Raw genomic sequence first — 11860 nt, 5'->3', positions numbered from 1 at the left:
GCTTAAGGCGGCGCGGATATCTCAGCTTTGCCGCCGAGATGCGCCTTGAGCGCCATCTGGGCCAGGCTTGGCTGCCGGTCGCGATGCGTGATCATGGCAAATTCGCGCTTCGGCAGATCGATCGGCACGGAACGCAGACTGCCTTCGGCGACTGCGCGCGCGACGACGAGTTCCGAAATGATGCTGGCGCCGGCGCCGGCCTCGACCGCCTGGCGAATAGCCTCATTGCTCGGCAATACCAGGAATATCTGCAGGTCCGCGAACGAAATCCCGTCGCGTCGGGCAAGGTCCTCCAGCGCCTCGCGCGTGCCCGACCCGCCTTCGCGAATGATCCAGCGAAGCCCGCCAAGGTCGGGATGTCCAGGCGAAACTTCTGCGATCTCAGGGTGCGAGCGCGCCACGACCAGCATCATGCGATCGATATCGACCTTGGCACGGCGCAAAATGTCGGATTCGGTGCGCCCCTCGACCAGGCCAAAATCGGCTGCGCCATCAAGTACATTGGTCTCGACCTGCCTGGTGTTGCCAATGCTCACGCTCAGCCTGACGGCAGGATAGGCTTCGTGGAAAGAGGCGAGCCGGCGCGGCAGCCAATAACTGGCGATGGTCTGGCTGGCAGCGATCGAGAGACTGCCTGATATCGTCTGCGCGACATGCTCCAGCACATTGTGGGCGGCCGCAGTCCGCTCGAGGACCGCCTTGGCCTCGGGCAAGAATCGGCGTCCGGTCTCGGCGAGCTCGATATTGCGGCCCACTCGGTTGAACAACTGGACGCCGTGCTGCTGTTCGAGCGAGCGGATGGCGGCCGACGCGGCCGACTGTGAGATGCCCAGCAACTCGGCCGCTTTGGTCATGTGCGCCCGTTCGGCGACGGCGACGAAGATCCGCAACTGGTCCAGGGTCATTCCGACACTAAGAAGCAAATCCGATTGGAATTACAAGAGCAAGTTGTTAGACGGATCGGTCGCTTTGTTCTAAATTTTGACCCGAAATTGGAAAAAAGTCGCGCCAGAGCAGTCGAGGGTAGAATTGGTGGGGCGGTTCAAATCCGTGTTTGCGCACTGGACCCGCAGCCTGCGGCGGCGGCTCTTGGGTGAACGCTATCGGCCGGAAGAGCATTACATGCGCGGCCCCGGCCCGAAGACGAGAGCCAAGTTCGCGGAGCGCAAGAGCATCACCGGATCATGACCAACAACCTGCTGCGCGGAGCCAATTCGGCACCATCACAACGGCCGCTTGCCGATACGCGCGCGCCCGCTGAAGGCGACGGCGTCGATACGTCGCCCGATGTCTCCGACAGCGTCGCCAAGACGACTTGCTATATGTGCGCCTGCCGCTGCGGCATCGACGTCCATATCAAGGACGGCAAGGTCCGCTACATCAACGGCAACAAGGATCACCCGGTCAACCGCGGTGTGCTGTGCGGCAAGGGCAGCGCCGGCATCATGCAGCATTACAGCCCGGCCCGGCTAAAGAAGCCGCTACTGCGCACCGGCCCGCGCGGCTCGGGTGAGTTCCGCGAAATCGAGTGGGAGGAGGCCTTGTCGATCGCGACAGAACGGCTTTCGAACATCCGCCGAACCGATCCGAAGAAACTTGCCTTCTTCACCGGGCGCGACCAGTCGCAATCGCTGACCGGCTGGTGGGCGAGCCAGTTCGGCACGCCGAACTTCGCGGCCCATGGCGGTTTCTGCTCGGTGAACATGGCAGCCGGCGGCCTCTACACGATTGGCGGCTCGTTCTGGGAGTTCGGCGAGCCCGACTGGGACAACACCAAGTATTTTATGCTGTTCGGGGTTGCCGAAGACCATGATTCCAATCCGATCAAGATCGGCCTCGGCAAGCTCAAAGCGCGCGGCGCCAAGGTGGTTTCAATCAATCCCTGCCGCACCGGCTATAATGCAATTGCCGACGACTGGATCGGCATCCGGCCCGGCACCGACGGCCTGTTCGTGTTCGCCCTCATCCATGAATTGCTGAAGGCTGGCCGCATCGATCTCGAGTACCTCTTGCGCTACACCAATGCCCACATCCTAGTCGTTCAGGAGCCTGGAACTGTCGATGACGGGCTGTTCATGCGCAATGGCGACGGCAATCCGCTGGCTTGGGACAGGGTGGCGAAGATGCCTGTCAATGCCAGCGATGCCGACGCGAAGCCCGCATTGACCGGCAGCTTTCTCGTCGACGGCCGCCGCTGCGTGCCGGTCTTCCAACTCGTCGCCGACCGCTATCTGGACGAGAGCTATTCACCGGACGCCGTGGCTGACCGGTGCGGCATCTCCGCCGACACCATCCGACGCATTGCCGCAGAACTCGCCCATGTCGCCTTCGAACAGCAAATCGAATTGCCGGTGGCCTGGACGGACTGGGCTGGCCGCCGGCACGAGACCATCAAGGGCCGCCCGGTGTCGATGCATGCGATGCGCGGCATCTCGGCCCATTCGAACGGTTTTCACTCTTGCCGGGCCATTCATCTGCTTCAGGTGCTTCTCGGCACGGTGGACGTGCCGGGCGGCTTCCGCTTCAAGCCTCCCTATCCGCGGTCCGCGCCGCCGGGTCCAAAGCCCGCCGGCAAGAATGTGAAGCCGATGACACCACTCGAAGGCATGCCGCTCGGCTTCGTCTGCGGGCCGGAAGACCTGCTGATCGACGGAGGCGGCAAACCGATCCGTATCGACAAGGCCTACTCCTGGGATGCGCCGCTGGCCGCACACGGACTCATGCACACGGTCATTCGTAACGCCTGGGCCGGCGATCCCTACAAGATCGACACGCTGTTCATGTACATGTCCAACATGGCCTGGAACTCGTCGATGAACACCGTCGAGACGATGGCGATGCTGACCGATATCGATGCGTCGGACGAGTACAAGATCCCGTTCATCATCTATTCCGACGCTTATTATTCCGAGACCGTACCTTTTGCCGATCTGGTGCTGCCGGACACGACCTATCTCGAGCGTCATGACTGTATCAGTCTGCTCGACCGGCCGATCAGCCATGCCGACGGGCCGGGCGACGCTATCCGCCATCCCGTTGTCGAGCCGGATCGCGACGTCAGGGCGTTCCAGACGGTGCTGATCGAACTCGGCGCGCGGCTAAGCCTGCCCGGCTTCGTCGATGACGATGGTTCCGCCAAGTACCGCGATTATGCCGACTACATCGTCAATCACGAGCGCACGCCAGGTGTCGGTCCGCTCGCCGGCTGGCGCGGCAAGGACGGGGCCTCGATCGGCAAGGGCGAGGTCAATCCCGACCAGTTGCAGCGCTACATCGACAATGGCGGCTTCTGGCACCAGGATTTCGCCGCCGATCAGCGCTACTACAAGATGGCCAACCGCTCGTATCTCGAATTCGCTGAGAGCATGGGCTTCATGCCGAAGGCCGAGCCGATCGTCTTCCAACTCTATTCGGAGCCGATGCAGCGCTTTCGCCTTGCGGCGCGCGGCCATGGCGGGGTGCTGCCGCCGGAGGCGGAGCGCAGCCGTATCGAGACCTATATGGATCCGCTGCCGTTCTGGTACGCGCCCTTCGAAGAGGCTGCGGTCGATAGCCAAGCCTATCCGCTCCACGCGCTGACGCAGCGGCCGATGCACATGTACCATTCCTGGGGCGCGCAGAATGCGTGGCTAAGGCAGATCACCAGCCAGAACCGGCTGTTCGTGCACAATCGGACCGCCGCCAGCCTCGGGCTTGTCGATGACGACTGGGTGTGGATCGAGAGCATCAACGGCAAGGTCAAAGGACAGATCAAGCTGGTCGACGGCGTCAACGCCAATACGGTGTGGACCTGGAATGCGATCGGCAAGCGTCGCGGCAGCTGGGGGCTGAAGGATAATGCGGCCGAATCCAATCGCGGCTTTCTACTCAACCACATCATCGGCGACCAGACCTCTGCCGATGCGAATGGCAAACACTATTCGAATTCCGATCCTGTCACCGGCCAGGCGGCATGGTTCGACCTGCGCGTGCGCATCGTCAAATGCGCGCCCGAGGAAGCCGGCTTCACCGAACCGCAGTTCGAGCGGTTCCGCCAGCTGCCGGACTCTGAGCCCTCGCCCGACAAACTCAGTTTCGGCGCCGAGTTCCGCATGAAAAGAGAAGCCGCCGAATGACCTGCCTTCCCGCCCATACCGACAAGAAGCTCGGCCTGGTCATTGACCTCGACACCTGCGTCGGCTGCCAGGCCTGCGTCACCGCCTGCAAGGAATGGAACACCGGCGGCCATATGGCGCCGCTAACCGACATCGACCCCTATGGCGGCAATGTCGACGGCGTCTGGTTCAACCGCGTGCACAGTTATGAGCACATGACCGAGATGGGTGGGCGCACGGTCAATTTCCCACGCTCCTGCCTGCACTGCGAGACGCCGGCGTGCGTCACGGTCTGTCCGACCGGCGCCTCCTACAAACGGGCGTCGGATGGCATCGTGCTGGTCGACGAGGACAAGTGCATCGGTTGCAAATTGTGCAGCTGGGCCTGCCCCTATGGCGCGCGCGAGTTCGACAGCGATGTCGGCGTGATGAAGAAATGCACGCTGTGCGTCGACCGTATCTACAACGACAATCTGGCGGAAGAAGATCGCGTGCCGGCCTGCGTCGCTGCTTGCCCGACCAGCGCGCGGCATTTCGGCGATCTGGGCGATCCGGCATCGGCTATCTCGCAACTGGTGGCCGAGCGCGGCGGTGTCGATCTGATGCCGGAAATGGGCTATAAGCCAACCAACAAATATCTGCCGCCACGTGCCCACACCACCCGCGCCGCATCGGTGCCGGCGCCAGCGCTTGAAGCGGTGCGGGCCGAAGGCGGCTTCCTCGGCTGGGTCGACCGCATGCTTTCGAACTGACCCGTGCCTTCATGCATCCAGCCTTCTCTGTCGTTTTTTTCACCACGGCCACGGGCGCCGGTTACGGCCTGCTCGCGCTGCTTGGCGTGCTCGCTGGACAGGGCTTTATCCCGCCCGATTTCTGGCTTGGCCTCACCGGCATGGGGCTGGCGCTTGGCCTGATCTCGACAGGCCTGCTGTCGTCGGCCGGCCATCTCGGCCGGCCCGAACGCGCCTGGCGTGCCTTCTCGCAATGGCGTAGCTCATGGCTGTCGCGCGAAGGTGTTGCCTCGGTCGCCACCTTCGTGCCGGCGGGACTGTTCGGTATTGGCTGGGTGGTCCTCGGCCGTACGAGCGGCTGGGCGGCTGTCGCCGGGCTGCTCGCTGCCATCGGCGCGGTCGCAACCGTCTGCACCACCGGCATGATCTACGCGTCGTTGAAGCCGATTGCCCAGTGGCACACCCGCTTCACCCTGCCCGCCTACCTGGTCTTTTCGGCGATGACCGGCAGCGTACTGCTCAACGCCCTGCTGCAGGGATTTGCCGCAGGCTCGAATATGCTTCTGGCGGCTGCCCTGTTGCTGACCGCGCTCGGCTGGGGTTTGAAGCTGGCGACCTGGCGATACAATGACAGGCTGGAGATCCCGACCAACGCCAACACCGCAACCGGGCTTTCCGGCGGCACGGTGCGGTCGCTGGAATGGCCGCATACCGAGGAAAACTATCTGCTCAAGGAGATGGGTTTTCGCATTGCGCGCAAGCACAGCGCTAAACTCCGCCAGATCACGCAGGTGCTGGCCTTTGCTTTGCCCGCGTTGCTGCTGGTCGCGGCGTTCGCCTTGCCGTGGCCCTATGCGGCAGCACTGTCGATACTTGCCCCAATCGCCCAACTCGCCGGAATGCTGGTCGAGCGCTGGCTGTTCTTCGCCGAGGCCAAGCACACGGTCACTTTGTACTACGGCAGGTAGGTTCAGCCCGGCCTGAGCATCGCGTGGGAAATCGCGAAAATGCGCTGTGTGCCAAGCATATAGGCCATCAGCGTTTCGCGGCGGAACAGCCCGGCATAGGCGCGATCGAGCACGTTGAGCGAGCCGGTATAGGCGCCGAAAGCCGGCATGATCATGCGGCCGCCATCGCCGGCAAAGCAACGACGCCGCACCGAACGGCCTTGCTGCACGATGCGGGCGCAAGGATGCAGGTGGCCTGATATCTCGCCTTCCACTCTCACCGCCGAAGGCTCGTGCCGGAAGAGTAGCGAGCCTATGGCCAGCTCGCGCACGGTCTCGCCTGGCAAGTCGGCCGGCGCTTCAGGATCATGATTGCCGGCGACCCAGAACCAGTCGCGCCCGACCATCAGCCCTTCCAGCCTTTGGCGAAAGCTCGCGTGCATACGTGCGGCGCCGCCGCCATCGTGAAAACTGTCGCCCAGGCTGATAACGATCGCAGGCTGATAATCGGCGATCACCGCCTGCAGCCGGAGCAACGTCGCACCGGTGTCGTAAGGTGGGACCAGCGTGCCGCGCCTCGCCAGTGATGAGCCTTTTTCCAGATGCAGGTCGGATACGGTCAGAAGCCGGAATTCGGGAAAATAGAGCACGCCGCGACGGTCGCAGCTCGCGCGTTCGCCGGCGATACGGACAGCGCCCGCATCCGCCAGAGGCGCAGCCATGGCGAGCGCGACAGTCATTTCGTCCCCATGGCCTCCTCGACCAGCGTGGCTGCATCCATCAGCAGCGTGTCGTCGGCCTCGCCGTGCACCGGCATTTTGCCGATCTCGAGCATGATCGGCACGGCGAGCGGCGATATCTGCTCGAGGTTCTTATGCATGATTCGACCTTGGACGCGCGAGAGCATCTCGGCAAGTCTGCTGACATCCAAGAGACCGGTCGCGGCATCGGCACGCGTCGCCTGCAAAAGGATATGGTCGGGCTCGTGGCTGCGCAGCACGTCGTAGATCAGGTCAGTCGACACGGTTACCTGGCGGCCGCTCTTCTCCTGCCCCGGGTGGCGTTTCTCGATCAATCCCGAGATCAGCGCGCAATTGCGAAAGGTGCGCTTCAACAACCAACTGCCGGCGAGCCAGGCTTCGAGGTCGTCGCCCAGCATGTCCTGATCGAATAGCGCAGCCAGCGACGGTTTCTTCGCCCTGAACATATGGCCCATATCGGCCAGCGACCATATGGCAAGCGCATAGTCGGTGGCGACGAAGCCGAGCGGCTTGGCTCCCGCCCTGTCGAGGCGGCGGGTGAGCAGCATGCCGAGCGTCTGGTGCGCCAGCCTGCCCTCGAACGGATAGGCCACCAGATAGTAGCGGTTGCCGCGCGGAAAGGTCTCGATCAGCAGATCGTCGCGTTTCGGCAGCACCGACTTGTCGGCCTGGAAGCGTAGCCAGTCGGCGACCTGCTCCGGCAGCTTCTTCCAGCGCTGCGGATCGTCCAGCATGGCGCGGACCTGTTCGGCCAGGTACGTCGAAAGCGGGAATTTGCCACCACCGTAATACGGCACCTTGGCGTCGCTGCCGGGTGCATTCGAGACAAAGCACTCATTCTCGCGGATACCTTCGAAGCGCAGCACCTTGCCGGCGAACATGAAGGTGTCGCCATGCGTCAGCGTTTCGAGGAACGCCTCCTCGATCTTGCCCAGAACCCGGCCGCCACGCGACGCCGCGCCTCTGCTGCCGGCCTGGACGTAGCGGACGTTGAGCGCCGGCACTTCGATGATGGTTCCGACGTTGAGCCGGTATTGCTGGGCGACGCGAGGATTTGAGACCCGCCACAGTCCGTCCTTGTTCAACCGGATGCGGGCATAACGCTCGTAGTTCTTTAGCGCATAGCCGCCAGTGGCGACGAAATCGATGACGCGATCGAATGTCGGGCGATCGAGATCGGCATAGGGTGCTGCCGTCCGCACCTCCTCGAACAGCGCATCGGCATGGAACGGCGCACCGCAGGCACAGCCCAGCACGTGCTGCGCCAGGACGTCGAGCCCGCCATCGATCAGCGGCGGCGTATCCTGGGCACCGAGATAATTGGCGTCGAGCGCCGCCCTGCATTCCAGCACCTCGAAGCGGTTGGCCGGTATCAGGATCGCCTTAGACGGCTCGTCCATACGGTGGTTGGCGCGGCCGATGCGCTGCGCCAGCCGGCTGGCACCTTTCGGCGCGCCGACATGGACGACCAGGTCGACATCGCCCCAGTCGATGCCGAGGTCGAGCGTCGACGTGGCGACGATGGCGCGCAGGGCGTTCTCGCCCATTGCCTTTTCGACACGCCGGCGCTGCGCGACGTCGAGCGAACCGTGATGCAGTGCGATCGGCAAGGTCTCCTCGTTGACCCGCCACAACTCCTGGAACAGCAACTCCGCCTGGCTGCGCGTGTTGACGAACAGCAGAGTTGTCTTGTGGCGCTTGATCTCGTTGTAGATTTCCGGCGTTGCGTAGCGGGCCGAATGTCCCGCCCACGGCACGCGCTCCTCCGAATCGAGAATGGAGATGTCGGGCTTGGCGCCGCCAGTGACGACGATCAGTTCGGCCATCGGCCCCGGTGGATTCTGGCTGACCAGCCAGCGCCGCAATTCGTCAGGCTCGGCGACCGTCGCCGACAGGCCTATCGTCTGCAGGGCGGGCACAAACGAGCGCAGCCGGGCCAGCCCGAGCGACAGGAGATGCCCGCGCTTCGAGGTCACCAGCGAATGCAATTCGTCGAGCACGACATAGCGCAGGTCCTCGAAGAAGCGCCTGGCATCGGGCGCGGCAATCAGCAGCGCCAATTGCTCGGGCGTGGTCAGGAGAATGTCGGGCGGCGCCAGCTTCTGCCGCTGGCGCTTGTGTGCGGGCGTGTCGCCGGTGCGCGTCTCGACGGTGACCGGCAGCCCGATTTCTTCGACGGGTTTGCCGAGATTGCGCTCGATGTCGACGGCCAGCGCCTTCAGCGGCGAGATGTAGAGTGTGTGGATGCCTCGATGCGCCTGCCCCGGCCTTCTCCTCGGTCGGCCGGCCAGTTCGGTCAGCGATGGCAAGAACCCGGCCAGCGTCTTGCCGGCGCCGGTCGGGGCGATCAGCAATACCGACCGGCCGCCCTGGGCTTTGGCCAGCAAATCGATCTGGTGGGCGCGCGGCGACCAGCCCTTTTCCTCAAACCATTTGACAAATGGCTCGGGCAGGACGACGGCGGCATTCTGTTGGGCAAGGCGCGGCTGCTCTGTCACGCGCCAGACGTAGCGCGGCGGCGCGCAATCGCCAAGCAGAATCAGAACAAAAGGTGATCGATTCGCGTTACGGCCGGCGAAACCAGGTCGGTCCGCCATAGAGATAGCCGATACGGGCGACCGCCTCCCTCAGTCCTTCACGCGACACCAGCATGGTGTGGCCGTTGGCGTGGATCATAGTCTCCGGATCCGTCATGATCGCGACGTGGCCTTTCCAGAAGACCAGGTCGCCGCGCCGCAACCCGGCAAAATCCGGCCCGGGGTCGAGCGGTTCACCGACGGTCGCCGCCTGCATGTCGGTGTCGCGCAGCACTTGCCTGCCAGCCATGTGCATTGCAAGTTGCACGAGACCGGAACAATCGATGCCGAAGCCGGAAACGCCGCCCCACAGATAGGGCGTGCCGAGAAACGCCTCGGCGACCGCGACGTAGTCGGGGGCAACCTCGGCGACAGGCCTGAGATGGTCAGATATGACCGCCTCGCCGGATGGCAGCAGAGCATAGTACGTGGGGCGTGTTTCAGCCGCGCCTTTCACCGTTACCGCCGATCCCATCGAGAGTTGCCCGCTGATCGGGAACCGCAAATCCGGTCCCGGATAGAGGAAAGTGCGCGGCACCGAGACAACATGTGTGGGCGCATGCTCCCGACCGCCCAGCACGGTGTCGGCGACATAGCCGACATAGCCGTCGCGCTCGGCCTGTATCCAGGCCCAGCCCTCAACGTCCTCGAAGACGAGGACGTCTTCGCCGAACAGAAGCTGGGTATCGACGCCGGCGTCCGGGCGCGGCGCCTTGCGGATGTCGGCGACGGAGGCTGATATGCGAGCCGGCCGGCCGGCGACGAAACGGTCGGCGGCGACCTCGCCTCTCAGCCTGGCGTCGGCGAGATCGGAGCGGAAGGCATGAAGGCGGGCATCCCTGGCGGTCAAATCGGCAACTCGTTTAAATGGGCAACTCTTGGGCTCTGGCAATGATAACATCGCCAAAGCGCTCGACAAAGAGCGCGCCTTCGACTGTGCGCCTGACCAGCACGTTGCGCTTGTCGAGCTCGTCGCGGTGGCGCGACACCAGTTTCAGCGCCCCCATCGTATCGAGCGCACGGGTGATCACCGGCTTGGTGACGTTGAGGCGGGCGGCTAACCCCCGCACCGTGTGCGGCGGCGGATCGAGATAGATGGTGAACAGGATCGCCGTCTGGCGCATGGTGAGATCGGGCGCGTCGTCACGCACCTCGGATAACACCACCTGTTGCCATAGTCGCAAGGCCTGGCTTGGACGCATGATAATCGACATCCGTCCAGCATGACGGAAAATTGTTTCGGTTCCGTTTCAGTCAATACCTTCGTCGGCTATGCCCGAGAATCAGCCGTAGCGGTTCGAAATGACCTGCTCCAGCGCCCGGATGCCTTGCGCTTCGCCACCGGCAAGGCCGTGCGGGCGGTCGAACGGGTTCCAGGCGAAGATGTCGACATGCGCCCAGCCGGCGGTCTTTTCCACGAAGCGCTTCAGGAAAAGCGCCGCGGTGATCGAGCCGGCGAAACCGTCCGACGTGACGTTGTTGATGTTGGCCACCTTCGACGCCAGCTTGGCGTCATAGGGCTTCCACAACGGCATGCGCCATAGCGGATCCTCGACCGCAACGGAGGCGTCCGCCAGCTCGGATGCAAGCGCCTCGTCACCGGTGTAGAACGGCGGCAGGTCGGGACCGAGCGCAACACGGGCAGCGCCTGTCAGCGTCGCCATATCGACCAGCATCTGCGGCTCTTCGTCATCGGCCAAGGCCAAGGCATCGGCGAGCACCAGCCGTCCTTCGGCGTCGGTGTTGCCGATTTCGACGGTGATGCCCTTGCGGCTCACCAGCACGTCGCCTGGCCGGAAGGCGTTGCCGGCTATCGAATTCTCGACAGCCGGGATGAGCACGCGCAGCCGAACCTTCAACCCGGTGGCCATGATCATGGAAGCGAGACCCAGCACGTTGGCAGCGCCGCCCATGTCCTTCTTCATCAAAAGCATGCCCGAGGACGGCTTGATGTCGAGACCGCCTGTATCGAAGCAGACGCCCTTGCCGACCAGCGTTATCTTGGGGGCATTGTTCGGCCCCCAAATCATGTCGATCAGGCGTGGCGCGTCGGCAGAAGCCCGACCGACGGCGTGGATCATCGGAAAGTTGGCGGTAAGAAGATCGTCGCCTTTGGTCACCGATATTTCCGCCTTGTGCGTCGCGGCCAAGGTCCGGGCGGCCTTCTCCAACTGCCCGGGGCCCATATCGCTGGTCGGCGTGTTAACCAGATCGCGCGCCAGGAAAATGCCATCGGCGAGGCGGCGGATGCGGGCGGCGTCGGTGCCTGCCGGCAGCGCGAGGCGAAGCGTCTTGCCTGGCTTCTTGCCGTAGCGGGTGAAGACATAGCCGCCGAGCGCCACGGCGAGTGCCGTAAGCTCCGGCTTGGCCGGTGCGGACGCAAAATGCCACTCGCCTTCGGGCAAGGCTCTCGCTAGTGCGCCGATGGCCAGTGCGCCCTCGCCATCACCGGTGCCGAACAGGGCTTCGGCAATCGCGCCGTTGTCGCCAGGCACGATCAGCGTCCTGCCGGCCTCGCCGGAAAAGCCGTTGGCCTTGGCCCAGGCGACCGACGATGGCGCAAGGCCCGCCGCCGCCAGAGCATCCTTCGCCACCAGATGGACCGGCAGCGCATTGCTCAATTCTTTCTCGACGAGTTCGACAGGCATTTCGCTGGCCTCCGGCTTCCGAGTCGGCGTTTCTTAACTCTCCGTTAGGGTTAACAGAATATTTCTGCGGGAGGAAAGATGACCTCGCAAATGGTCACGCGCA

The 11860-nt window shown here is 63.7% G+C and carries 9 protein-coding genes; 3 read left to right on the top strand and 6 right to left on the bottom strand.

Annotated features, from left to right (window positions below; translation table 11 throughout):
- Positions 1–2: 2 nt before the first annotated feature.
- Entirely contained in the window at positions 3–905 is a 903-nt protein-coding gene (locus tag NKI58_RS06930; protein WP_352703486.1) for a LysR substrate-binding domain-containing protein, read from the bottom strand.
- Positions 906–1184: 279 nt separating this feature from the next.
- On the opposite strand from NKI58_RS06930, the gene NKI58_RS06925 reads away from it, so the two are divergent.
- The 3 genes from NKI58_RS06925 to NKI58_RS06915 are packed head-to-tail and all read left to right on the top strand — an operon-like array spanning position 1185 to position 5793.
- Positions 1185–4115 carry a molybdopterin oxidoreductase family protein gene (locus NKI58_RS06925; protein WP_352703484.1) on the top strand — a complete coding sequence of 977 codons (2931 nt, stop codon included), beginning with the start codon at positions 1185–1187 and terminating at the stop codon, positions 4113–4115.
- On the top strand, positions 4112–4846 hold the full coding sequence (locus NKI58_RS06920; RefSeq protein WP_352703482.1) for a 4Fe-4S dicluster domain-containing protein: 735 nt from the start codon (positions 4112–4114) through the stop codon (positions 4844–4846). Before NKI58_RS06925 ends, NKI58_RS06920 begins: the two co-directional genes overlap by 4 nt.
- 11 nt (positions 4847–4857) lie before the next feature.
- Positions 4858–5793 carry a dimethyl sulfoxide reductase anchor subunit family protein gene (locus NKI58_RS06915; protein ID WP_352703480.1) on the top strand — a complete coding sequence of 312 codons (936 nt, stop codon included), beginning with the start codon at positions 4858–4860 and terminating at the stop codon, positions 5791–5793.
- A gap of 2 nt (positions 5794–5795) precedes the next feature.
- On the opposite strand, the gene pdeM is transcribed toward NKI58_RS06915, so the two are convergent.
- The 5 genes from pdeM to NKI58_RS06890 form a co-directional block, all read right to left on the bottom strand.
- The gene (gene pdeM / locus NKI58_RS06910; RefSeq protein WP_352703478.1) at positions 5796–6512 is read right to left on the bottom strand and encodes a ligase-associated DNA damage response endonuclease PdeM; all 717 of its coding nucleotides are present in this window, start codon (positions 6510–6512) and stop codon (positions 5796–5798) included.
- On the bottom strand, positions 6509–9031 hold the full coding sequence (locus NKI58_RS06905; RefSeq protein ID WP_352784953.1) for a ligase-associated DNA damage response DEXH box helicase: 2523 nt from the start codon (positions 9029–9031) through the stop codon (positions 6509–6511). Before NKI58_RS06905 ends, pdeM begins: the two co-directional genes overlap by 4 nt.
- 67 nt (positions 9032–9098) lie before the next feature.
- Complete coding sequence (locus NKI58_RS06900) at positions 9099–10010, bottom strand: C40 family peptidase (protein ID WP_502896918.1); 912 nt, start codon at positions 10008–10010, stop codon at positions 9099–9101.
- Positions 9973–10323, bottom strand: coding sequence for a MarR family winged helix-turn-helix transcriptional regulator (locus NKI58_RS06895; protein WP_023676939.1), 351 nt, complete (start codon positions 10321–10323; stop codon positions 9973–9975). The genes NKI58_RS06900 and NKI58_RS06895 overlap by 38 nt, the downstream gene beginning before the upstream one ends.
- 69 nt (positions 10324–10392) lie before the next feature.
- Entirely contained in the window at positions 10393–11757 is a 1365-nt protein-coding gene (locus NKI58_RS06890; protein WP_352703472.1) for a leucyl aminopeptidase family protein, read from the bottom strand.
- Positions 11758–11860: the final 103 nt, after the last annotated feature.

The organism is Mesorhizobium sp. M0522, assembly GCF_040321085.1.
In the GTDB taxonomy this organism is placed as follows: domain Bacteria; phylum Pseudomonadota; class Alphaproteobacteria; order Rhizobiales; family Rhizobiaceae; genus Mesorhizobium.
This window is presented reverse-complemented; position numbering and strand designations above follow the sequence as displayed.

Coding starts and splice junctions, on each gene's coding strand:
- NKI58_RS06900 (WP_502896918.1), bottom strand. CDS start 10,010: ATGTTATCATTGCCAGAGCCCAAGAGTTGCCCATTTAAACGAGTTGCC.
- NKI58_RS06915 (WP_352703480.1), top strand. CDS start 4,858: ATGCATCCAGCCTTCTCTGTCGTTTTTTTCACCACGGCCACGGGCGCC.
- NKI58_RS06890 (WP_352703472.1), bottom strand. CDS start 11,757: ATGCCTGTCGAACTCGTCGAGAAAGAATTGAGCAATGCGCTGCCGGTC.
- NKI58_RS06925 (WP_352703484.1), top strand. CDS start 1,185: ATGACCAACAACCTGCTGCGCGGAGCCAATTCGGCACCATCACAACGG.
- NKI58_RS06920 (WP_352703482.1), top strand. CDS start 4,112: ATGACCTGCCTTCCCGCCCATACCGACAAGAAGCTCGGCCTGGTCATT.
- NKI58_RS06895 (WP_023676939.1), bottom strand. CDS start 10,323: ATGTCGATTATCATGCGTCCAAGCCAGGCCTTGCGACTATGGCAACAG.
- pdeM (WP_352703478.1), bottom strand. CDS start 6,512: ATGACTGTCGCGCTCGCCATGGCTGCGCCTCTGGCGGATGCGGGCGCT.
- NKI58_RS06930 (WP_352703486.1), bottom strand. CDS start 905: ATGACCCTGGACCAGTTGCGGATCTTCGTCGCCGTCGCCGAACGGGCG.